Consider the following 22,244-nt stretch of genomic DNA (forward strand, 5'->3'; position numbering starts at 1 on the left):
TCCGCGTAAGGTCCGTTTCATGATGAATGCGCCTGGCGTGCGGGGGAAGCGGCGAGTCGGAGTGATGGGTGGGACGTTCGATCCCATCCACCATGGCCACTTGGTGGCTGCCAGCGAGGTGGCCCACCACTTCGATCTGGACGAAGTCGTGTTCGTGCCGACCGGGCGGCCGTACCAGAAGGCCGAGCGCGAGGTGTCGGCCGCGGAGGACCGCTATCTGATGACGGTCATCGCGACCGCGTCCAATCCCCGGTTCTCGGTGAGCAGGGTGGACGTTGATCGCCCGGGGCCCACGTTCACCATCGATACTTTGCGTGATATTTCGGAAATTTACGGTCCTGGGGTTGAGCTGTATTTCATCACCGGCGCGGACGCCCTCGGCGCCATCCTGGACTGGCAGAACGCGGACGAGCTGTTCGAGCTGGCCCATTTCGTCGGCTGTACCCGTCCGGGGCACACGCTCCACGATCCGGGGCTGCCGGAGGGGCGGGTGACGTTGCTGGAAATTCCCGCACTGGCCATCTCGTCGTCCGAGTGCCGGCAACGTGTCGCCAAGGGGGAGCCGATTTGGTATCTGGTGCCGGACGGAATCGTCCAGTACATCAACAAACGGGGGCTGTATCACGCGGAAGGATGACGGCCTCCGTGCCGTAGGTGAGGGGTTTCGGCCCGGAAGGGTACCCTCAACGTATAGGCATGCTGCCGACACAGGAGGACAGACCCGCATCGTGACCGCATCCGACAGATCCGTCCAGCTCGTGCGCATCGCCGCGGAGGCCGCGGCGGACAAGCTGGCCGATGACATCCTCGCATACGACGTGAGCGAACAGCTCGTCATCACCGACGCCTTCCTGCTCTGCTCCGCCACCAACGACCGCCAGGTACGCGCCATCGTCGACGAGATCGAGGAGCGGCTGCGCACCGAGGCCGACGCCAAGCCCGTGCGCCGAGAGGGCGAGCGCGAGGGCCGCTGGGTGCTGCTCGACTACATCGACATCGTCGTGCACGTCCAGCACGAGGAAGACCGCACGTTCTACGCGCTCGAGCGCCTGTGGAAGGACTGCCCGGCCATCTCGCTGCCGGAGAGCGTCATGCAGGCCAACCTCCAGCGGGCACGCGCGTGAGCGGGCTCCCCCATCTCGAGTCCGAGCGTTCCGCATGAGCAAGAGGATCGTCTGCCTCCGGCACGGGCAGACCTTGTGGAACGTCGAGCAGCGATTCCAGGGACACTCCGACATCCCCCTTGACGAGACCGGCATCGCGCAGGCCGCCAGGGCGGCGTCGTTGCTGGCCTCCCTGCGGCCCACCCTGGTCGTCTCGTCCGATCTCCAGCGCGCCAACGACACGGCGCTGGCGCTCGCGCGGGTCGTCGGGCTGGACGTGAGCGTGGACAAGGACTTCCGCGAGCGCGGGGGCGGCGAATGGGAAGGGCTCACGCGCGACGAGATCGCGTCGCGCTGGCCCGAGGAATACGTGGCCTGGGAGGCGCCGGGTGGAGAGCCTGTCGCCGACGTGGCCACCAGAGTGGCCGGCGCCATGCGGCGCTGGGCGGCCAAGCTCGACGACGACGGCCTGCTGGTCGTGGCCTCCCACGGGGCCGCGCTGCGGCTCGGGATCTGCGAGCTGCTCGGGCTGCCCGAGCAGCTCTGGCCGGCGTTGGGCGGGCTGGGCAACTGCTCGTGGTCGGTGTTGCAGGAGGGGCGCAGGGGATGGCGGTTGCTGGAGCACAACGCCGGGACGCTGCCTGAGCCCGTCCGCAGCGACGACCGGCCGGAGGCCGAGGCATAGCGAGTTCGTACGGCTCGGGGGCCGTACGACCGGCGCGCTCCGATTAGGCGAATCGGCGCGGATGGCTATATGCTCTCGGAGCGCCGCAACGGGTGGACTCGGAGCGGTGACCAGGGGCTATAGCGCAGTTGGTAGCGCGCCTCCATGGCATGGAGGAGGTCTGGGGTTCGAATCCCCATAGCTCCACAAGCGGATTCGATCAGCGGCGGTGTCCTTCGGGGCATCGCCGTTTTTTGCGCGTTTGGGGCAAGGCCTGGTCAATGATGCCCGTGCTGGGAGCGGACACCGCAAACGATCATGGTGCCGTACTATGGCGTGGTACGCCGAGGTACGATTGAGCCATGGATGCTCCAATACCTCGTTCGACCGAGGTGAGCGTGCGCCAGTTCGTCAACGACTCTGGTGGCGTCACGCGCGGCCTGCGTGAGGGAAAGCGGTACATTCTGACGCTCAACGGCGAGCCGCTCGCCGAAGTGAAGCCGATCAAGCGTCGCCGGTTCGTTCCCACAGCTGAGGCGCAGGCCGTGTTCGCCACCGCCCCGGCTGTTGACTGGGACGAGGTACGGGCTGATCTGGACACGATGATCGATGACGAGCTACGCGATCCGCTCGACGGGACCGGCCTGTGACACGGCATGAGCGAGGCGTTCTCGACACGAACATCGTGGCTGCTTTCAAGCTCTTCGATCCCGCCGAACTGCCCGCAGAGTCGGCGATCACCGCAGTCACGCTTGGCGAACTGTCGCGTGGACCGTATGCCACCGATGATCCGGTCAAGCGTGCGGGAAGGGTCGCGGTGCTCCAGTATGCCGAGGCGGCGTTCGGTGATCCGCTGCCGTACGACGCCGAGGCGGCCCGCGTGTTCGGGCAGATCTGTGCCGTCGTGTACATGCAAGGTCGACAGCCACGAAGCCGGACCGCCGACCTGATGATCGCTGCAACGGCCGCCGGTAACGAGCTGCCGTTGTTCACCGCGAACCCCAAGGACTTCGACGGCCTGGAACGGCTTGTGAACGTGGTCGCTGTGACACGACCTCACGGCGCGACGGGCTAGCCTCGATGAAAGAAGCCCGGCTTCCGTGATGGAGCCGGGCTTTTGCTGTTTCGGCTTGATCGCTGTGGGCGCCGGGATGGCGGGAGATGCTGCTTCCGGGCGTCCTGGTCGTCGTGCAGATCCTGCTCTGGGCGCCGCACGTCCCAGGGCTCCTTCCGGCCGCGAGCAAGGTGATCGCCTTCGCCGCCCCCAGCTGCCGTCGCCTCGCACCTGCGTGGGCCCTCGGCGGCACCTGGCCGCCGCCGGTTTCGACGTGTACGCCTACGACCAGCTCGGCGCTGGCCGCTCCACCCGGCTGTCGGACGTGACCGGATACACGGTCGCCCGGCACGTCGCCGACCTCGAGGCGATCCGCCGCACCATAGGCGCGGACCGGATCGTCATCGTCGGCCAGCGGACGGGTACCGGCGCACGTTCCCCGACGCCACGCTGTGCCCGTCGCGAACGCGGGTCACGCCATCGCGGGCGGCCGAGCCGACGCCTACACCCGCCTCCTGCGGACCTTCCTGACCGAACGGTAGTGTGCGGGAAAACATGATCGAAAGGTATGAACCTTGGCAACCTCCCTCGTCGCTTTAGCGCTTGCCTCGTTGCTCACCGCTCCGTCCTCCGCACTGCCCGCGTGCCCGCTGATCTTCGGGCACGGCGGTTACCCCACGGGCGCCAACGCCTGGGAGCGGGACCAGGTGCGTCAGCCCAACAACCCCACGGCCATCCGCCGCTACCAGTCCTGGGGGGCGTCAGGCGTCGAGGCCGACCTGCAGCTCACCAAGGACGGCACCAAGGCCGTCATGTGGCACAACACCTCTACCTGGGGCCTGACGGGCACGAAGAAGAACATCACCGACATCTGGTGGGCGGCGGGCGACACCGCGCTCAAGGGCCGGACCATCAACCGCGGCATCTTCGAGGGCGAGACCGTCTACACCTTCCGCGAGTGGCTGGCCGAGATGAAGAGCGCCGGCATGATCGGGCTGGTCGAGATCAAGCCGGAGGCCCGGCAGTCGCTGCTCAGCTCCAACGCCGCGATCAAGGCGCGGGCCTGGGCCGAGGTGCTCGATCCGGTCAAGGAGCGCTACCAGTCGCAGGAGATCATCCTGTACTCCCACAACAGCGAGATCGCCGCCGAGCTCAGGAGCCGGGTGAGCGCCGCGGGCATGACCAAGGTGCTGAGCGGCGGGCCCATCTGGCCGGAGGTCACCAAGTGGGAGGAGCCGCCCCCCTCGTGGACGCTGAACGAGAGCGCGTGGCAGGGGGCGCTCGATCGCGGCGCCAAGCGGGTGGCCACCGACTACACGCCCCAGTTCAACGCGTGGCTGAAGGGGAAGTGCCAATGACCCGGTGACGGGTCCGGCCTTCGGCGTCGTCCGGTGGCCGATCAGTTGAGGGCGCCGTTGCGGGCCTGCCAGCGGGCCCGGTGGCGTTCGGCGGCGTCCTCGGCCAGGGCCGTCGCCGCGGCGGGCACCGGCTCGGCGGCCCAGGAGCCGAGCCGGCTCTCCATCCGGTCCACGAAGGTCACCCCGTGCTCCGTCAGCCGGCCGCTGCTCAGGAGGGTGCGGGTGACCAGGTGGGCCGCCGCCCGCCAGCGGGCGAACTCGGCGCTCGCGCGGATCTCGTCCTCGCCCGACTCGTGCTGCCGCTGCCGCCGCCAGAAGTCCGTCACGCCCAGGTACGCGTACGCGCCCTGGAGCAGCCCGCCGGCGGGTCTGGGGTCCTCGCGCCAGGGCGCGTAGTAGCGGGAGCCGTCGTCGGGGGCGGTCAGCGGCACGATGTCGAGCAGGGCCGAGAGCTTGGCGTGCTGGGCCTCGTGGGTGAGGGTCTCCGCCAGCGTACGGGGGTCCGGCGGGTCGGAGAGGGCTATGCAGCCGTAGGCGTCGCGCGAGGAGGCGCTGGACGAGCCCGTCGAGGGGGTGGTCAGCGGCGTGAGGACCGTGATGCCGGCCGACACCTCCTCGGCGATCGGCTCGTGGTGGCTCACCAGGAGCCGCCAGGATTCGTCCAGGAGGCGCTGCCAGCGGGCCGCCTCCGCGTCCGTGAGCCGCCCGTGCAGGTCGGTCGCCCCCGGCAGCCGGTGCGGGTCCAGATCGTCGATGAGCACGTTCAGGCTTCTGCCCCGGGACTCGGCGGAGAGGGCGCGCAGCCGCTGCCAGCCGGGGGCGTCGTCGCGGATCTCGACCACCAGGTCGCCCGCGCTCACCTCCGCGCCCTCCGGCCAGCAGTGCACGGTCGCCATGGTCACGCCGCCCGGGAAGGCGACCTGTCCCAGCGACGGCAGCATGGCCCTGCCGGCGAAGACCGGAACGTCCACCTCGCACGTCGTACGGGCGTGGATGGCCGCCGCCGCGGCGAGGGCGGCCAGCTGCTCCGGCGAGCGCCGGGAACGGATGGCGTGGCGGGCCCAGGCGCCGACCGACGGGTGCTGCAGGACCCTGCCGACCGCCTCCGGATGGCTCGTCTGGAGCGTGGCGAGCAGGTCGTAGGCGCGGCGCGTCCGCGCCCAGGAGGTGTGGCCCAGGTCGCGGGCCACGTCCAGGACACCCCTGATGAGCAGCAGGTGCTTGCTGTATTGGGCGGCCTTGAGCCGCCGCACGGCGCCGCCGCCTCCGCCGCCGTTCGCGAGGGCGTCGAACGCGTCCGCCGGGATCCGGTGGTCAGTGAGGTTCATCGGGGATCCTTAGTACGGCGACGGACGTCGGCCTGCACGGTCCGGCCGACGTGCTTGATCAGGCTCAGCAGGTCGGCGCAGTAGACCGAGGGGTTGTGGAAGCCGTTGCCCGCTCTGTAGCGGTGGGCGAACAGGCCGCCACCGCAGATCATGCCCACCTCGCACGCGGCGCACTCCGGCGCGGGGTCGAGACGGGCGATCTGGCGGGCGGCGGTGAAGGGCAGGAGCAGGAGGTCGTCGAAGGAGTCGCGGGCCACGTGCAGCCCGGTGCTCCCGGCGCCCTCGAACGCCGACTTGAGCAGGTCGGACTGCTCGATCTCGCCGTCGGTCTCGATCACGATCATGGCCGCGGGCGAGAGGCCGATCTGCTCGGTGGCCGACTCCCCGCCGAGGAGCAGGTGGATGATCTCGTCGAACAGCCGGACGCGCGTGGCGTGGGACGGGGTGGCGTACCACTGGTCGAAGACGGTCGCCAGCCAGGTCGCGTACGGGGCGTCCGGCGAGCCGGGGACCCTGCCGGGCGGCGGCTCGGACCAGTTGCCGTGGGGGAGCAGGAAGTCGATCAACGGCGGGTCGAAGCTCAGGAGGGCGGTGTAGGTGCCCAGGGGGTCGTTGCGGAGATCGACCGTGCACAGCAGCCCGTGGAACAGGTGACGGAAGTCCTCGGACGTGAGGAGCTCCAGCGCGGCGGCCACCCGGTGGTAGCTGCCGCGGCCGTCGGCGGTGCGGCGGGAGCGGTCGTGGTCGGCCTGCCCGCCGTCGAGGCTCACCCCGACGCCGATCTCCAGCTCGTCGAAGAGCCGCAGGAAGCGCGCGTCGAGGAGCGTCGCGTTGGTCTGCACGCTGACGTCCACGCGGACCGGAACGGCGGACCTGACGACGCCCACGAGGTCGCGGATCTCGTCGTGGCCGGCCAGGAGCGGCTCACCGCCGTGCAGGATCACGTCGACGCTGTCGAGATCGTGCGCCTTGGCGTGTTCGGCGATCCTGCCCGCGGTGGCCTCGACCGTTTCCCGAGACATACGTTTTGGGCGAAATCTCCAGCTTTGATCCGCCATTTCGTACATGTAGCAATATGTGCATGACAAATCACATCTGCTATGTACTTTCAGGATGAACTGCCGGAACGGCGTCGGCCGCCAGCCGCGGACCAGCAGCGCGTCGACGTCCAATGTCGCTGGCCACTCTGACACCGCGGATCAGCCTCCACATTGAGACTTGCGAGGTGCCCAGCATATGACGTCATTCTGATAGTCGAAGCATCTCGTTGGCCCTTTCGAGCGCCTCGTCGGTGAGCAGGGGAAAGATGCCGTGAACCACGGCCGCGGCGGCTCGGGGAGTGCCCGACCGGTGAAATGCCTCAGCTAGTGCCATTTGTGCGGATATGTCATTCGGTGCGAGGGTCACTGCCGCGTTGATCTGCTCGATCGCCCGGGTGAGATCCCCATGGGCCAGGTGCCAGCGGCCGTCGATGGTGAGCGCGCGGGCGACCCCGTCGAAGCGCCCGCGCTCGGCGTACAGGCTCACCGCCTCCTCGCAGTAGCGGCGTACCTGCTTGACGTCGCCCTGCGCGAGCGCCGCGTCGGCGTGGATCTCGGCGACCTCGGCCCGCACCCAGGAGTCGTCGGGCTCGGCCGCGTGCCTGGCCTCGTCGGCGAGCCGGGCGGCGAGCGGCCAGTTGCGCTGGGCCCGCGCCGTGCGGGCCGCCTCCAGGTAGGTCGCGGGCGAGCCGCGGTGCGAGACCGGGCCGATGAGCCGGTCGTGGGCCAGCTCGTACCAGCGGCTGCCCATGCGGTGCTCGCCGCGCAGGATGTGCCGGTCATCGAGGGCGCGGGCCACGGCGTTGGGCATGCCCATGGTCTGCTCGATGCCCTCGTACGCGATGTTGCGGGTGCCGTGGTCGGTGATGAACGTACGGCGCAGCCAGAGCAGCAGCTCCCCCACGGGGACGTCGAACTCGCGCGCCACCTCCCCGACCGCGCGCTTGAAGAAGTCGAACAGGAACTCCTCGACCACCGCGTACACCCGCACGTGCTCCTCGCCGATCTCCGTCACCTCGTCGGGCAGCGAGTCCCACAGCGCGGAGCAGACCACCTGGAGCTGGACCGGCTCGACCAGATCCAGCTCGACGGTGGACGGGTTGCCCCACGCGTCCTTGACGGTGGCCGAGCGCAGCTCGCCGACCAGGAGCCGGGTGGCGGCGCTCGTGATGGTCCTGGACGTGCGGTCCAGCGGCCGCTCCACCGCCTGCCTCGCCGCCTCGGGGGAGAGCGGCTGCAGGTGGAAGCGGGCCCGCGAGCCCTGGCCGAACGGGCGCTCGTAGGGCAGGACGAGGAACAGGTACTCCTCGCGGAGCGACAGCAGGAGGTGCAGGCTGGGGTGGTCGCGCATGGCCCGTACGAGCTGGTCGACGAGCTCCTTGCGGTCGCGCTGGCGGGCCAGGTCGCTGTGGAACAGGGTCTCCGCCTGGTCGATGGCGGCCAGGACGGGCAGCGGGTCGCCGTACTCGTCCTCGCGCCCGGGGCGCTCGGTCAGGAAGCGCGTGATGCTCAGGCCCGCCAGCGAGCCGGGCGAGGCGTCCGGAGCCCAGGCCGACAGCAGCGCCATGACGTACGGGTTGCCGCCCGCGATCGGGAGCGGGGTGTGCGGCGAGATCCTGGCGACGGGCAGCACGTCGGCCCGCTCCGGATCGATCCTGGGCAGCACGCCCGCGTTGAGCAGCGAGGTCTTGCCCACGCCGGAGGCGCCGTAGAGCACGGTCAGCCCGGCCGCCCGCCAGAGCGTGGCGATCTCCCGCGACTCCTGCTCCCTTCCGTGGAACAGGTCGCTGTCGGCACGGCCGAAGGGGCGCAGCCCGACGAACGGCCGGCCGGCGGGATCGGTCACGGTCATAGCGGCGTCCTCGCATTCCAGTCGAGCAGTTCCTTGAAGAACGCGGACGTGGTGCCGACGTAGATCGAGATCTTCAGGTCGGCGTAATAGCTCTTCAGGTATTCGCCGGCCAGATCCTCCGCGTCGGTCAGCGACGTGTTCAGCTCCGGCAGGAGTTGCACGCTGATATGCCGGCGCTGCCGGGTGGAGGGAATGGATTTGATCAGCCCGTGAAAGAGCACCCGGAAGTTCCAGTCCTGGAGGCTGTAGCCGAGGAAGAGCAGCGGGCTCGAGGTCATGGCGTCGAGCACCGGCTCGGGAATCGGGAGGAGCTGGCGGCCGTTCGCGTCGTCGACGTCGCGCAGATTGAGGAGATACTGCACGTAATCGTTCTCGGTCAGCACGATGGAGGAGGGGTCGTCCCAGTTCCCGTGCAGATGATAGATCAGCGGATGGTCGGGATCGGGGTCGGGCACGACGGCCCGCTTCGTCGGCTCCCACCACGTCGACCTGCACACATTAGGGGTGCGCGGACCTTTGCGGCAGTGCTGTAAAGCCTGGAGCATGAAGTCGTCGTAGTTGGTGGTGAGAAAAGTCTTGATCGGGAACTCGGCCAGCACCGTGTGCGGGTCGAGCGGGTCGGTGGCACCCGCCGCGCGCTGTTTCAGGTATGCGCAGACTTCCACTTTGAGATCAGTGGGATCGTTATGCACGTGAGCCGCGTACTGCATCACGTGCGCGAGATTTCCGTGGTCGGCGAACGGAAAGCCGTACTCCTTCGCGAAGTGCTTGCTGAGCTCCTTGCCGGTCGGAAGTCGCCCATAGCAGGCGCCCGCCCCGAGAAGCGGGGTACAGTCGCCTCTGCGGAGCTGTCTGACCAATCGCACCCAGTCCGCTTCGTTCACGCGCCACCCCACCGGCAGGACCATTCTTGTGCTGAGGAGTATATGACCCGGGACGGATGGAAATATGTGAATGTTTTTGGGCTGGCCTAAATGTGGGGGAAGTGCCGGCCCGCAGGTCAGGCGTGGCGGCCGACCCGCGGGCTGACTCAGATGGAAGACTGGAATTTGGCCACGGGCGTCACGCCGGTCTCGTCGAGAAGGCGGTCTATGGCGTCCTTCAACCGGGAGTCGTCGATGTCTTTGAGCTCCTCCAGGGTGCGCCCGCTGACATCAATGAGCCCACCGCCGTACCCCTGCACTGCTTCCTTGTTCATCGCTCTCCCTGGACCTGATGGATCTAGCGGATCCTATCTATCTCTGGCTTCAATATGCTGTCTATGCTTGTCTCAGCTGACGTGACGACCGGCCGACTCGAGGCGATATCGTGACAAATTCGCACTCGCAACACGATTCCGGCCATGCGCCGTCCGTATGGGGCAAAGTCCCCCAGCGGAACAAGAACTTCACGGGTCGGGACGACCTCATCGAGAAGCTGCGTACGGGGCTCCAGTCCAAGGTCACTGCCGTCCTCCCCCAGGCACAGGACCAGTCTCAACCCGCGCCGCACGCTCTGCAAGGACTCGGCGGCGTGGGCAAGTCGCAGCTCGCGATCGAGTACGCCCACCGCTTCAGGCACGCCTATGACCTGGTGTGGTGGGTGCCGTCGGCGCAGACGATGCTGGTGAAGTCGTCGCTGGCCGGGTTGGCCCGGGAGTTGCATCTCAAGGTCGGCCCCCACAGCGTCGAGGACGCGGCCGAGGCGGCGCTGGACGCGCTGCGGCGCGGTGACCCGTACCGGAACTGGCTGTTGATCTTCGACAACGCCGAGACCCTGGACATCAACGACATCGTCCCGCGCGGCCCCGGCCACGTGCTGATCACCTCCCGCAACCACAGCTGGCAGGGCGTGGTCGACACCCTTCCCGTGGACGTGTTCGAGCGCGAGGAGAGCGTCGCGTTCCTGGTCAAGCGGGTGGGGCGGGCGATCGACCACGAGCAGGCCGACCGGCTGGCCGAGGCCCTCGGCGACCTGCCGCTGGCCCTGGAGCAGGCGGGCGCGCTGCAGGCCGAGTCGGGGATGTCGACCGATGAATATCTGCGGCTGCTGAAGAGGCAGACGACCCGGCTCCTGGGCGCCAACAAGCCGTCCGACTACCCGCTGTCGATGACGGCGGCCTGGGCCACCTCGGTGTCGCAGCTCAAGGCCAGGCTGCCCGACGCGGTCGAGCTGCTGCGCTGCTTCGCGTTCTTCGGGCCCGAGCCGATCCCGCGCGACCTGCTGGACGAGCTGCCCGAGGAGTACGCGGCCGGATCCAAGATCGCCGGCCTGCTGGCCGACCCGATCCAGCTCAGCCAGGTCATCCGGGAGCTGGGCAGGTACGCCCTGGTGCGGATCGACTCGGAGAGCCGTACGGTCCAGGTGCACCGGCTGGTCCAGGCGCTGCTGCGCGACGAGCTCGACGGCGACGAGGCCGACGCCTTCCGCCGCGAGGTCCACCTCCTGCTGTCGGCCTCGGTGGCCGACTACGAGCCGGACGACACCACGGCCTGGCCCCGCTACGCCAACCTCCTCGGCCACATCACCACGGCCGACGTCAAAGGCAGCCGCGACCCCAACGTCCGCAAGTTCGCGCTCAACATCATCCGCTACGTCTACACCTCGGGCGACTTCGCGTCGGCCCGCGAGCTGGTGCAGGAGTTCCTGGAGGCCTGGCGGGAGGACGGCGGCGAGGACGACCGCCACGTGCTCACCGCCCAGCGCCACTACGCGATCATCATCCGCGAGCTGGGCAGCATCGACGAGTCGTTCGAGCTGAACAAGGCCCTCATGGAACGGATGCGGCGCGTGCTCGGCGAGGGCGACGAGGAGACCCTGCTGCTCACCAACAGCCACGGCGCCGACCTGCGCAACCGCGGCGAGTTCGCGGAGGCGCGGGAGCACGACCAGGAATCGCTGAGCCGGCACGAGGCGGTCTTCGGCCGCTCGCACCGCCGCACCCTGCGCGCCATGAACAACCTCGCCCTCGACCACCTGCTGCTCGGCGACTACCAGGAGGCGCAGTCCCTGCACGCGCGCGTGCTCAAGCTGCAGCGGCAGGCCGGGTCGGGCGCGAGCCGCGCCAACGTGCTCTCCTCGATGAACAACCTCGCCCGCGTCGTACGCCTCCAGGGCCGCTACCGCGAGGCCTGCGACCTCGGCCAGGACGCCTACGACTTCGGTCTCCAGGAGCTGGGCCAGGAGCACCCCTGGACGCTGCGCTGCGCCAAGGACCTGTCGATCGCCAAACGCCGGGCGGGCCTCATCGAGGAGGCGCTCGAACTCGCCGACCGCACCTTCGAGGTGCAGAAACGCGGCACCAGCATCGACCACCCCGACACCCTGGCCGCCGCCCTCTGCCTGGCCAACGCCCAGCGGGCGGCCGACCAGGTGGACGACTCGCTGCGGCTGCTGCGGGACATCGTCTCCAGGTTCGCCAGCATGTACGGCGACGAGCACCCGTTCAAGTACGGCTGCGACAGCAACTTCGCCCTGCTGCTGCGGGTGAGCGGCAGCAAGGAGCAGGCCCGGGAGATCGACGAGGCGGCGCTGGCCGGGTTCGACCGGCGGCTCACGCGCAAGCACTACTTCTCCCTGACCTGCGCCATCAACCTCGCCAGCGACCTGGCCGAGGTGGGGCTGCACGAGGAGGCGCGGGTGCTCGGGGAGCAGACGCTGCTGGACCTGCGGGCCCTGTTCGGCGACGACCACCCGGTGACGCTGGCCGCCGGGGCCAACCTCGTCGTCGACCTGCTCGCCACGGGGGCCACGGAGGAGGCGGCGGCGCTGCGCGAGGACGTGCTGGATCGCTACGACCGGGTGCTCGGCCCCAACCATCCCGACGTGCTGGTGTCCCGCCAGGGCAACCGCCTCGACTTCGACTTCGACCCACCCGTCCTCTAGCCAGGGCCCGGGCTAGGCGGAGGGGGCGGGGACCGCGATCGCCGTCACGATCAGGCCGCCGCTCACCAGCCAGCGCCCCTCGAAGCGGGTCGGCCAGCCCGGGCCGTGGACCGTGATCTCGGCGGTGAAGGTCCCGAACCCGGCCGGCGGGTCCGGTGAGGGGGATGGGGAGGTGGTGAAGGTGACCGTGGCGTCCAGGAAGCCGAGCCACTGGCCCGTCAGCGGGTGCCACGCCTTGTAGATCGCTTCCTTGGCGCTGAACAGCAGGCGACCCGGGTCCGGGATGTCCAGGAGGTCCAGGGCGGCGGCTTCCGCGGGGGTCGCGGTTCGTTCCAGGACGCCGCGGGGCATCGGGAGGTGGGGTTCGGCGTCGATGCCGATCGACAGGGCGCCGCGCGCCACCGCCGCCGCCCGGTAGCCCGCGCAGTGCGTGATGCTGCCCACGACCCCGGGCGGCCAGGCGGGAGCGCCGCGGTCGCCGCGGAGGACGGGGCGGGGGGCCACGCCGAGCCGCCGCAGTGCCAGGTGGGCGCAGTGACGGGACGTACGGAACTCGCGCCGCCTCTTGTCCGCCGAGTCCGAAACGAGGGCTTCCTCCTCAGGGAAGAGCGTGATGTCCGGTGGGTCGCCGAAGAGCTCGGCGGTGGCGACCCACGAGGGCAGGATCTCATCGAGCATGGTGAACGCATTATCGTTCACCGTCTCGGCCGGGTCGCCCGGGCGAAGCGGTCGGTGAGGGCGCGGATGCGGTCGAGGAGTTCGGGCGGGTCGAGGACTTCGAAGTCGAACCCGGTGAGTCCGACATAGAGGGCGATCTCGTCGAGCGAGTCGGATCCCGTGTGCAGCAGGCAGGTGTGCTGGTCGATCGCCTCTATCCGGCCCGCCGTGGGGGACATGCCGGCGGCCGCCCGTTCGGCGGAGGCGTGGAGCAGGATCCTGGCCTGATGGCGGTACGGAGCCGACGCGACGGACTCGGAGACGTAACCCGCGACGTCCTCGGCCGGCGCCGGGCGCGGGGTGAACCGCGGTCCGGAGGACGGCCGGCTCTCGATGCGGTCGACCCGGAAGGTCCGCCAGTCCTCGCGGCCGGTGTCCCAGGCCACGAGATACCAGCGGCGGGGGGTGTGCACGAGCCGATGGGGCTCGACGACGCGGGTGCTCGCCGTCTCGTCGCGGCTGCGGTAGGCGAAGCGCAGGCGATCATGATCGCGGCAGGCGGCGGCGATCGCGGTCAGCGTCTCCGGGTCCACCGTCGGCCCGGTGCCGGGCAGGGACACGGTGACCGATTGCAGCGCCTCGACCCGGCGGCGCAGCCTGGACGGCAGCACCTGTTCGAGCTTGAGCAGCGCGCGTACCGACGTCTCCTCGATCCCCGCGACGGTGCCGACCGCGGCGCCACGGAGTCCGACGGCGACCGCCACGGCCTCCTCGTCGTCGAGCAGCAGCGGCGGGAGGGCCGCACCGGCGCCGAGGCGGTAGCCGCCCGCCGTGCCCGACGTGGATCCCACCGGATAGCCGAGGCTGCGCAGCTTGTCGATGTCGCGCCGGACGGTTCGTACGTCGACGTCCAGGCGCTCGGCGAGGTCGGCGCCGGACCAGTCGCGTCGCAGCTGAAGCAGCGACAGGAGCCGGAGCAGGCGCGCTGAGGTCTCCAACACAGTTCTCAGTCTGACGCCCCTTGAGGACAGTAATCGTCCGCAAGGCGAATTAACGTCTGGCCCATGCACACCGAGAGCACCGAAATCCGGCCGTTCCGCATCGATATCCCGCAGGCCGACCTGGACTCCTTGCGGGACCGGCTGGCGCGTACCCGCTGGCCCGACGAGCTGCCCGGCGTCGGCTGGACCTACGGCGTCCCCGTCGGCTACCTGAAGGGGCTGGCCGAGTACTGGCGGACCTCCTACGACTGGCGCGAGCACGAGAAGAGGCTCAACGACTTCCCGCAGTTCACCACCATGATCGACGGACAGAACATTCACTTCCTGCACGTCCGCTCGCCCGAACCGGACGCGCTGCCGCTGATCATCACCCACGGGTGGCCGGGTTCGATCGTGGAGTTCATGGACGTGATCGGGCCGCTCACCGACCCCCGTGCGCATGGCGGCGACCCGGCCGACGCGTTCCACGTCATCGCCCCGTCCATCCCCGGGTTCGGCTTCTCCGGGCCGACGCGCGAGACAGGATGGGACATGTCCCGGATCGCCCGTGCCTGGGCGGAGCTGATGAGCCGGCTCGGCTATCAGCGGTACGGCGCCCAAGGCGGCGACACGGGCTCCGTGGTCTCTCCGGAGCTGGCCCGCATCGACTCCGAGCATGTCGTGGGCGTTCACGTCAACGGCAGCCTCGGATTCCCCACCGGGGATCCGGCGGAGCTGGCCGCCCTGAGCGAAGCCGAGCAGGAGCGGCTCGGCCGCCTGCAGCGGCAGATGGAGGAGGGCGCCGGGTACGCGATCATCCAGTCGACCCGTCCGCAGACACTGGGATTCGGGCTCGCCGACTCGCCGGTCGGGCAGCTCGCCTGGATCGTCGAGAAGTTCAAGGAGTGGACCGATCCGGCCGTCGAGCTCCCCGAGGACGCCGTCGATCGCGACCTGCTGCTCACCAACGTCAGCGTCTACTGGCTGACCGGTACGGCCACCTCGTCCGCCCGCCTCTACAAGGAGGGCAGGGCCGCTTGGGGGCGGCCAGCGACACGCTCCGAGGTGCCCGCCGGGGTGGCGGTGTTCCCCGGCGACTTCGGAGTCCGCTCCATCGCCGAGCGTGACAACAACGTCGTCCACTGGTCGGAGTTCGAGCGCGGCGGCCACTTCGCGGCGATGGAGGTCCCTCAGCTCCTGGTCGGAGACGTAAGGACGTTCTTCCGAGACCTCCGGTGATCTTTCGGAGAGTACTCCACGGGATCAGGCCGGCGACTTCGTGAGTTCGTCGTGGACCCACGACGACAGCGTGGTCGGGGTGGTGGTCGCGGCGGTGCGGTCCTGCTCGGGGACGAAGCCGTCTCGCAGGCCGGTCGACATGCCCAGTACCGCTTCGGCAAGGCCGGGTGGCATACCGGCTTCGAGGTACTGGTCGTACATCGCCTGGTCGCTGATCTGCTCGACGGTGATGGGGCGTCCGAGCTCGGTGCTGAGGATGGACGCCACGTCGTTCCACGTCAGGTCGGCGGGGCCGTGGACCGCTTGGACGTGGCGACCGGACCACGCCGGGTTGAGGAGCACCGTCGCGGCGACCTCGGCGATGTCGCGCGGAGCGACCCAGCTCATCGGTGCGTCGAGAGGCAGGGCGACCTGCAGGGTGCCGGCGCGGAGGGCGTCCATCTGGAGCAGCAGGTTGGTGAAGAAGTAGCCGCAGCGCAGGTGGGTCACGTCGGCGCCGGTCTCGTTCAGGGCCACTTCGGTGCCTGCCAGCCCGTCGATCTCACCGGCCCCGTGGCGCTTCTCCGCCCCGACGCTGCTCTGGAAGACGACCCGGCCGATGCTGTTACGGGTGACGGCCGCTGTGACGGCTTCGGTGGCGCGAGCGTAGTCGGCCAACGGGTCGGCACCCGCCGCGGTGGGGTCGATCCAATAGATCGCCTCCACCTCCCGGGTCGCGGCGACGACCAGTTCCGTGTCCCAGGAGTCGGCCCGCACCACCTCGACGAAGTCGCGCAGGTCCGCGGGCAGACGGTCGGGTTGACGCATGAGTAGCCGGGGGCGGACACCGGCGCGCACGAGGGCGCGCGTCAGGTGCCGGCCGACGTTGCCATTGGGGGCGGTCACAGCAATCCGCATGAGCGGCCTCCTTCTGCATTGGGGCAGGTTGGAACGCTACGAGCAGAGGCGGCCTGTTCCCGTCCTCGTCTCCCGGCAGGATGGTTCCCATGGACGAGACACCGACGGCGCGCACCCTCCATCTGTTGTCTCTGCTTCGGAGCGGCGGCGACTGGCCCGCCGCGGACCTGGCGCAACGCCTCCGCGTGAGCGTCCGCACGGTGCGTCGTGACGCTCAACGTCTGCGAGAGCTCGGTTACGACGTGCGAGCCCGTCCCGGCCCCGGGAGTGCTTATCGGCTCCATCCCGGTGTCAAGATCCCACCGCTGCTCTTCACCGAGGACGAGATCAGCGTGATCATCGCCGGTCTCCGCGTGCTCGAGGCCTGGGTCCCCGACGACCCGGCCACATCGGCGGCACTGCTCAAACTCGACCAGGTGCTCCCACGAAGGCTGCGTCGACGGGCCGCCGCCACAGCCCTGGTCACCGAGGTCCTGCAGCAGCCTGCGGCCGTCATCACCTCGGCCACGATCGGCGTCCTGGCCGACGCCGTCGCCGGCAACACCCGGGTGCGGTTCCGATACACGGACCGCAACGGCGACCGATCGGAGCGCCTGATCGAGCCCTACCGGCACATCCTGCGGAATGGGCGCTGGTATCTGGTGGGTTTCGACGTGTGCCGAGCCGATTGGCGACTGTTCTGTATCGACCGCGTCCGCGACCTCACGCCCGTGCCCGGTGACTACGAGCCGCACCCGTTTCCCGACCTCTCGATCGAGCGCTGGCTCACCAGCGACTTCGGGCGCGCCACTCCTACTGGGACGCGAACCGAATAGCCCGAGGCCATGTCCGGGGGATCGGGGACGGCCAAGGAGGGTGGTCCTTGGCCGTCCCGTGGTGTCATCTCAGGGCGTAGGCCCGGTTGACGGTCTGGGTGGTCGAGCCGCCCGCCGTGTCCGACGCCGTGACCCGCAGCGACACGAACCCGCTGGTCCGCGCCAGGGCGGGATGCGCCAGCTCCACGCGGAACCGCCCGTCGCCGTGCTTCCTGACCCGCGTCGCGGCCCGCCAGGTGGCCCCGTCGTCGACCGAGAACTCGACCGTGACCTGGTTGACGTCGGGCGCCCGGCGTACGGCCGAGTGCGCGCCGGCGCGCAGGTCGAACGCGAACGGCTCCCCGGCCGGGGCCCGGTTCAGCAGGTCGAGGGGCAGGTCGTAGGTGACCTGGACGGCCGGCTGGAACGCGCACCCCGCCCCGAACGAGCACGCGTACCCCCGAGGAGCCCCCGAGGACGGCGGCGGGGAGGAGGCGAAGCGCGCGGTGGTCGTGACCTTGCCGGACAGGGTGCGTCCCGAGGTGTCCACGGCCTCCACACGGTAGGACCCGGGGGCCCCGGTGAAGAATCGGGGGCGCCAGCCCTGCGGGGCCAGCTCCTGATCGGCCGCGAACAGCCGGGGCGCCGAGGTGACCGGGCTCAGGTCGCTGTAGTGACGGGGGTCGGAGTCGCGCCACTGCTCGAAAGGTACGAACCGGTCGGAGTCCCGGCACAGCGCGCACGGCACCTTGACCGGGTACCCCGACGGCACGTCCGCGGCGCCAGGCACCAGCGGCGCCTTGAACCACTGCTCGGAGACCCGCCGGTCGTCACCGGCGAACCGGTCGTCGGAGTGCAGGACCAGCCCGTCGTTCGTGATCGCGCGGGACCACACCACGTCGTCGGACACGGGCCCGAAGTACTCGGTCCGGGTGAGCGGCATCCGCAGCGACCCGCCGTACGCCATCCGCCCCGGCTCCTCGCCGGCCGTCGACTCGCCGTACTCCCAGCCGCTGGTGTCCGGTTTGTCGGCGTGGTAGGCGGCGTCGATCCGAACCAGCCGCCCCATGTCGACCGTGACGGGCCGCGCGGGCACCCGGCCGCGCGAGTCGAAGCGGAGGTGGTAGATCGCGCCCGGCCCCGCGTACGGTTCGAGCCGCAGCGACACCGGCCCCTTGGCCAGGGCGGACCGCAGCGAACGCCCCTCGGCGGCGTCCAGCCCCAGCCGCAGGGACCAGCCCTGCGGCACGCGGGCCCGCCCGCCGTCCACGTCGAGGAAGCCGATGACGCCCGCCGCGCCGCGCAGGGAGGCCTCGCGGCCGGCGTCGTCCATCTGGACGCTCGCGTTGACGTAGCCGCTCTCGACGGGGATCCCGACGAGCACGATCTTGCCGGAGACCTCCACCCCCGAGAAGTCCTCCGGCCGCCCCCTTCCGACCGAAACGACGGGGTAGGACGTGGCGGAGGTCAGCCTGCGCTGGGCCTCCACGTCGTACGCGGGATGCAGGGCCAGCCCGCCCGCCGTGGCCGAGGTGAGCACAGGGGGTTCCAGGTTCCACTGGTGCGACAGCCGCACCTTGCCCGCCTTCACCGAGGACACCGGCGTGACGAACAACTGCTGCCCGCCGCCCTGAACCCCGCCGTACAGCGAGACCGGCTGGTTGCGGTCGGTGAACGTGCGCACGTAGTACGCGTTCCCGCCCCCGTCCAGCGCCTTCGGTGTCCGCGGCCGGATCGGCGCCGTCCTGCGCGCGTCCAGGGTGACGGTCCGGTCCCCGTCGAGGTGGACGTTCTCGATCACCCAGCTCGTACGGTTGCTGATCCGGGTCTCGTTGGCGACGCCGATCACCTCGTAGTCCCCGGCGGGCAGGGAGAACTCACCGTTGCCCGAATAGTCGGTACGCAGGTAGTAGTACCCGTACGGGTTGAACGGGTCCTCCGGGCTGTTCGCCCGCTTCAACGGGATCGCGTACACCAGGGGCTCGGCCTGGTAACCCGGGAAGAACTCCTTGGTCCCGTACGAGTTGACCAGCGACACCCCCAGCCGGTGCGTGGCGGGACCCGTGTAGTAGCTGAACGGCGTCACCAGCCGCACGTCGCCGCCGCTCGCCGTGACCCAGCCCCCGTACGCGCCGATCGGGCTGGCCGACGGGTCGGCGGTGAGGGAGACGGCGGCGGTGCCGTTCGCGGGCACGGTGACGCTCTGCGCGCCCAGCCTGACCGCCTTGTCCGGCGCGGGCCTGCCGCTCCAGCCGCGGGTGACGAGCGAGACGGCCAGCGTGACCGGCTCGGAGCCGAGGTTGCGGTACGTGACCTGCCTGGTGGCGGGCTTGCCGAGGAGCCGGAAGTCCACCACGGAGGTGGCGAACACGCTCTGGGTGACGGCGCGGGCCACGTCCACCCGGCCGCTGCCCTGCTCGAACCAGTTGTGCCCGTCGTTGCGTACGGCCGTCGAGGTCAGCGCGTCGCGCAGCTCGGCGGCCCGCCAGCCGGGATGCTGCTGGGCCAGGATCGCGGCGGCCCCGGCGACGTGCGGCGTGGCCATGGAGGTGCCGCTGAAGGTCGTGTACTTGTCGTCGCCCGGGATGCCGGGCAGCGAGGAGTCGGCCGAGCGCGCGGCGACGATGTCCACGCCGGGGGCGACGATGTTCGGCTTGACGGCGGCGTCGTCCAGCCGCGGCCCCTTGCTGGAGAAGTCGGCCAGGGTCGTGCCGGTCTCCTTGTCCACCGCGCCCACGGCCAGCGCCTCGTCGGCCGCGGCCGGGACGCTCACGGTGAGCGGGTCCTCCTCGTTCCCGGCGGCCGTCACGAAGAGCGTGCCGTACTTCTTCGTGAGCTCGTTCAGCGCCTGGCTCATCGGGTCGGTGCCGTTGCCGCAGCAGGAGCCCAGGCTCATGTTGACCACGTCGGCGCCCTGCGCGGCGGCCCACTCCATGCCGGAGATGGCCCACGACCAGTCGCCCAGGCCGTTGTCCGCGAGGATCTTGCCGACCAGCAGGGACGCGGCCGGCGCCACGCCCTTGTACGTCGGGCCGGCGCCCGCGATCGTCGAGGCGACGTGCGTGCCGTGTCCGACCTTGTCGGTGATGCCGGCGGAGTCGGAGAAGTTCTCGCTGGCGAGAATGCGTCCGGCGAAGTCCGGGTGGGCGGCGTCGATCCCGGTGTCGAGGACGGCGACCTTGACCCCCTTGCCGTCGAACCCGCGCTCCCACCCGGCCGGCGCGCCGATGAGGGGCACGCTCTTGTCGAGCGAGGCCCGCGTCTTGCGGTCCAGCCAGATCTTGGAGATCGCGCCGCCGGTCAGTCTGGCGCCGGTGTTGAGCCCGGCCCAGAAGTCGTCGGCCCGGTCGGCGCGTACCGTGAGCGCGGCGCCGTTGACGCTGTCGAGCACCCGCACGTTCTCGCCGGCCGCCAGGGACCGGGCCGATCTGGCGAGCGCGGCGGGGGCGGGGTCGCCCGGGTAGGTGACGAGCAGCGGGATCGCCTCGACGCGCCGGTCCCGCGCCAGCGTCTCGACGTCGAACAGCTCCTCGTCCAGCGTCCCGGCGGCGACCATGGGGGCCGCGTCGGAGGGCAGGACCAGATATCCGCCATCCTTGCCGGGCAGGGTGGCGAACGTGACGTCCGCGCCGTCGGGCCTGGGCGCCGGCCTGATGGCGATGGAGGGGACGCCGCCCTGCGACGGCGCGTACTCGACGACGTCGCCGGTGATGAGGGTGAGGGTGACCCGGGCCGGCTGGGTCTCAGCGGGCTCGGTGACCGCGGCTGCCGCCTGGTGGAGCGGCGCGAGCCCGGCGGCGAGCACGAGCGCCGAGCCCGATAACACCGCCGATAACCGCGTGTGAAATTTGGACAAGTTGTGCCCTTTCGGTTGAGCGAGAGCACTTTCGGGAGCGCTCCCAATTTCTCCGAGAAGGGCCAGTATCCATCAGATGATCACACCGGGCTCAGGGGGGTTCCGAGCCCGGTGGATCGAGCGGTCAGGTGCAGGTGGCGCCGTTGAGGGTGAAGGCCGGCGGCTTGGACGTGTTCCCCGTGTGGGTGGCCTGGAAGCCGAACGAGGCGGACGCGCCCGGGGCGACCGTGCCGTTGTAGCTGACGTTCCTGGCCGTGACCTGGCCGCTCGCGGGCGAGATCGTGGCGTTCCACGCGGAGGTGACGCTCTGGCCCGCGGGAAGCGTGAAGGTCAGCGCCCAGGAGGTGAGCTGGCTGGTGCCGGTGTTGGTGATCGTGACCTCGGCCGTGAAGCCGGTGTTCCAGGAGTTCATCGCGTACGTGACCCGGCACGCCCCGGTCCCGGGCGTCGGGGTCGGGGTCGGGGTCGGCGTGGGCCCGCCGCCGCCCTGGTCAAGGCCGAAGAACGCGATCGCGGCGGCGGCCATCCCGCTCATCGGGACGTTGTGGCCGACGCCCTGAAGGCTGATCGCCTCGACGGGGGGCGTCGTGCCGGTGCCGCCGTACCTGGTCCTGTTCCAGCCGGACCGCGGTTGGTCGGTGCTGCTGGGCGTCTGGCTCAGGCCGTGGACGTTGGTCCACTGCTTGATCTCCTCCTGGAAGTTCGGGTACTGCAGCGTGGTGTCCGCGGTGCCGTGCCACACCTGCATGCGCGGGCGGGGGCCGCTGTAGCCGGGGTACGCGCCGCGTACGAGGTCGCCCCACTGCTGCGGCGTCTTGGAGACCTGGCCGTTGGCGCAGGCGCTGTTCCACATCGACCCGTCCGTGGTGGCGAAGCAGGCGAACGGCACCCCGGCGAACGCGGCTCCGGCCTTGAAGACGTCGGGGTAGTCGCCCAGCAGCACGTTCGTCATCATGGCGCCCGACGAGGCCCCGGTCACGAAGGTGCGGTCGGGGTCGGTGCTGTAGCGCTGCTGCACGTACCTGACCATCGAGATGATGCCCACCGGGTCGCTGCCGCCGTCGTGCCGCAGCGCCTGCGGCGAGGAGACGTCGAAGCAGGAGCCGCTCCTGGTCGCGGACGGGTAGATCACGATGAACTTGTACCGGTCGGCCAGCGAGGCGAACTCCGTGCCGGAGTAGAAGGCCGGACCCGATCCCGTGCAGTAGTGCACGGCGACCAGGAGAGGTGGTCGGGTCCCGACGCCGTCCGGGACGTACAGGTGCATGCGCAGGTTTGTCGGGTTAGTGCCGAAGCCGGTCACCTCCGTCAGCTGTGCCGACGAGGCCGGTGGCGCGGTGATCAGCCCCGCGACGATGAGCGTCACGGCGGCGATCAAGGCACCCACGATCCGAGCTCTCACGTTCATCGGGTTCCTCTCGTTCGCCTGAAACATTGCGAGTGTGAAGAGAAACTTTCACTAACGCAATCGTTGCTGGTGGTGACCCGTCAGGTTAGCCAGGTGACCTGCGGCTAAGGATGAGGGCGGGTTGGCGGGGCGTGAAAGTTTCGGGCGGGC

At 70.0% G+C, this 22,244-nt stretch carries 20 protein-coding genes and 1 tRNA gene; 11 read left to right on the forward strand and 10 right to left on the reverse strand.

The window, feature by feature from the left end; translation table 11 throughout:
* The first annotated feature begins 19 nt into the window (after nt 1–19).
* The 8 genes from nadD to ACWEPL_RS37180 all read left to right on the forward strand — a co-directional run bounded on the left by nadD (nt 20) and on the right by ACWEPL_RS37180 (nt 4,179).
* Nucleotides 20–637, forward strand: a complete 618-nt coding sequence (nadD, locus tag ACWEPL_RS37145) for a nicotinate-nucleotide adenylyltransferase (protein WP_452438925.1) — start codon at nt 20–22, stop codon at nt 635–637.
* A 91-nt stretch (nt 638–728) separates the two neighbouring features.
* The gene (gene rsfS, locus ACWEPL_RS37150; protein ID WP_080046168.1) at nt 729–1,124 is read left to right on the forward strand and encodes a ribosome silencing factor; all 396 of its coding nucleotides are present in this window, start codon (nt 729–731) and stop codon (nt 1,122–1,124) included.
* Nucleotides 1,125–1,158: 34 nt separating this feature from the next.
* Nucleotides 1,159–1,788, forward strand: a complete 630-nt coding sequence (locus ACWEPL_RS37155; RefSeq protein ID WP_363966562.1) for a histidine phosphatase family protein — start codon at nt 1,159–1,161, stop codon at nt 1,786–1,788.
* A gap of 113 nt (nt 1,789–1,901) precedes the next feature.
* Nucleotides 1,902–1,974, forward strand: a tRNA-Ala gene (locus ACWEPL_RS37160).
* Between the two features lie 191 nt (nt 1,975–2,165).
* Nucleotides 2,166–2,417 carry a hypothetical protein gene (locus ACWEPL_RS37165; RefSeq protein WP_363966560.1) on the forward strand — a complete coding sequence of 84 codons (252 nt, stop codon included), beginning with the start codon at nt 2,166–2,168 and terminating at the stop codon, nt 2,415–2,417.
* A gap of 35 nt (nt 2,418–2,452) precedes the next feature.
* On the forward strand, nt 2,453–2,842 hold the full coding sequence (locus ACWEPL_RS37170; protein WP_452438926.1) for a VapC toxin family PIN domain ribonuclease: 390 nt from the start codon (nt 2,453–2,455) through the stop codon (nt 2,840–2,842).
* A 76-nt stretch (nt 2,843–2,918) separates the two neighbouring features.
* The gene (locus ACWEPL_RS37175) at nt 2,919–3,380 is read left to right on the forward strand and encodes an alpha/beta fold hydrolase (RefSeq protein ID WP_452438961.1); all 462 of its coding nucleotides are present in this window, start codon (nt 2,919–2,921) and stop codon (nt 3,378–3,380) included.
* A 52-nt stretch (nt 3,381–3,432) separates the two neighbouring features.
* The gene (locus ACWEPL_RS37180; RefSeq protein ID WP_363966554.1) at nt 3,433–4,179 is read left to right on the forward strand and encodes a glycerophosphodiester phosphodiesterase; all 747 of its coding nucleotides are present in this window, start codon (nt 3,433–3,435) and stop codon (nt 4,177–4,179) included.
* Nucleotides 4,180–4,220: 41 nt separating this feature from the next.
* Here ACWEPL_RS37180 and ACWEPL_RS37185 read toward each other — a convergent pair whose 3' ends face one another.
* The 5 genes from ACWEPL_RS37185 to ACWEPL_RS37205 all read right to left on the reverse strand — a co-directional run bounded on the left by ACWEPL_RS37185 (nt 4,221) and on the right by ACWEPL_RS37205 (nt 9,597).
* The gene (locus ACWEPL_RS37185) at nt 4,221–5,507 is read right to left on the reverse strand and encodes an HEXXH motif domain-containing protein (protein ID WP_452438927.1); all 1,287 of its coding nucleotides are present in this window, start codon (nt 5,505–5,507) and stop codon (nt 4,221–4,223) included.
* Nucleotides 5,504–6,700, reverse strand: a complete 1,197-nt coding sequence (locus tag ACWEPL_RS37190; protein ID WP_452438928.1) for an FxsB family cyclophane-forming radical SAM/SPASM peptide maturase — start codon at nt 6,698–6,700, stop codon at nt 5,504–5,506. Before ACWEPL_RS37190 ends, ACWEPL_RS37185 begins: the two co-directional genes overlap by 4 nt.
* Before the next feature lie 49 nt (nt 6,701–6,749).
* A complete protein-coding gene (locus ACWEPL_RS37195) occupies nt 6,750–8,399 on the reverse strand; it encodes a tetratricopeptide repeat protein (protein WP_452438929.1) in 1,650 nt (549 codons plus the stop codon).
* Nucleotides 8,396–9,307 carry an SIR2 family NAD-dependent protein deacylase gene (locus ACWEPL_RS37200; protein ID WP_363966546.1) on the reverse strand — a complete coding sequence of 304 codons (912 nt, stop codon included), beginning with the start codon at nt 9,305–9,307 and terminating at the stop codon, nt 8,396–8,398. The genes ACWEPL_RS37195 and ACWEPL_RS37200 overlap by 4 nt, the downstream gene beginning before the upstream one ends.
* 122 nt (nt 9,308–9,429) lie before the next feature.
* On the reverse strand, nt 9,430–9,597 hold the full coding sequence (locus ACWEPL_RS37205) for a hypothetical protein (RefSeq protein ID WP_185078173.1): 168 nt from the start codon (nt 9,595–9,597) through the stop codon (nt 9,430–9,432).
* 110 nt (nt 9,598–9,707) lie between these two features.
* Between ACWEPL_RS37205 and fxsT the strand changes: the two genes are divergently transcribed.
* Entirely contained in the window at nt 9,708–12,263 is a 2,556-nt protein-coding gene (gene fxsT, locus ACWEPL_RS37210; protein WP_363966544.1) for an FxSxx-COOH system tetratricopeptide repeat protein, read from the forward strand.
* 12 nt (nt 12,264–12,275) lie between these two features.
* Here the strand turns inward: fxsT and ACWEPL_RS37215 are convergent, their stop codons facing one another.
* Entirely contained in the window at nt 12,276–12,941 is a 666-nt protein-coding gene (locus tag ACWEPL_RS37215; RefSeq protein ID WP_452438930.1) for a 4'-phosphopantetheinyl transferase family protein, read from the reverse strand.
* A gap of 17 nt (nt 12,942–12,958) precedes the next feature.
* Complete coding sequence (locus ACWEPL_RS37220; RefSeq protein WP_452438931.1) at nt 12,959–13,921, reverse strand: helix-turn-helix transcriptional regulator; 963 nt, start codon at nt 13,919–13,921, stop codon at nt 12,959–12,961.
* 63 nt (nt 13,922–13,984) lie between these two features.
* Between ACWEPL_RS37220 and ACWEPL_RS37225 the strand changes: the two genes are divergently transcribed.
* On the forward strand, nt 13,985–15,139 hold the full coding sequence (locus ACWEPL_RS37225; protein WP_452438932.1) for an epoxide hydrolase family protein: 1,155 nt from the start codon (nt 13,985–13,987) through the stop codon (nt 15,137–15,139).
* Between the two features lie 24 nt (nt 15,140–15,163).
* Here ACWEPL_RS37225 and ACWEPL_RS37230 read toward each other — a convergent pair whose 3' ends face one another.
* Complete coding sequence (locus ACWEPL_RS37230; RefSeq protein ID WP_452438933.1) at nt 15,164–16,036, reverse strand: NmrA family NAD(P)-binding protein; 873 nt, start codon at nt 16,034–16,036, stop codon at nt 15,164–15,166.
* Nucleotides 16,037–16,125: 89 nt separating this feature from the next.
* Between ACWEPL_RS37230 and ACWEPL_RS37235 the strand changes: the two genes are divergently transcribed.
* Nucleotides 16,126–16,851 carry a helix-turn-helix transcriptional regulator gene (locus tag ACWEPL_RS37235; RefSeq protein ID WP_452438934.1) on the forward strand — a complete coding sequence of 242 codons (726 nt, stop codon included), beginning with the start codon at nt 16,126–16,128 and terminating at the stop codon, nt 16,849–16,851.
* 64 nt (nt 16,852–16,915) lie between these two features.
* On the opposite strand, the gene ACWEPL_RS37240 is transcribed toward ACWEPL_RS37235, so the two are convergent.
* Both ACWEPL_RS37240 and ACWEPL_RS37245 read right to left on the reverse strand, forming a co-directional pair.
* The gene (locus tag ACWEPL_RS37240) at nt 16,916–20,686 is read right to left on the reverse strand and encodes a S8 family peptidase (RefSeq protein ID WP_452438935.1); all 3,771 of its coding nucleotides are present in this window, start codon (nt 20,684–20,686) and stop codon (nt 16,916–16,918) included.
* 124 nt (nt 20,687–20,810) lie between these two features.
* Nucleotides 20,811–22,094 (reverse strand): extracellular catalytic domain type 1 short-chain-length polyhydroxyalkanoate depolymerase, encoded by a 1,284-nt coding sequence (locus ACWEPL_RS37245; protein WP_452438936.1) that lies wholly within the window; start codon nt 22,092–22,094, stop codon nt 20,811–20,813.
* Nucleotides 22,095–22,244 lie beyond the last annotated feature (150 nt).

The organism is Nonomuraea sp. NPDC004186, assembly GCF_053603495.1.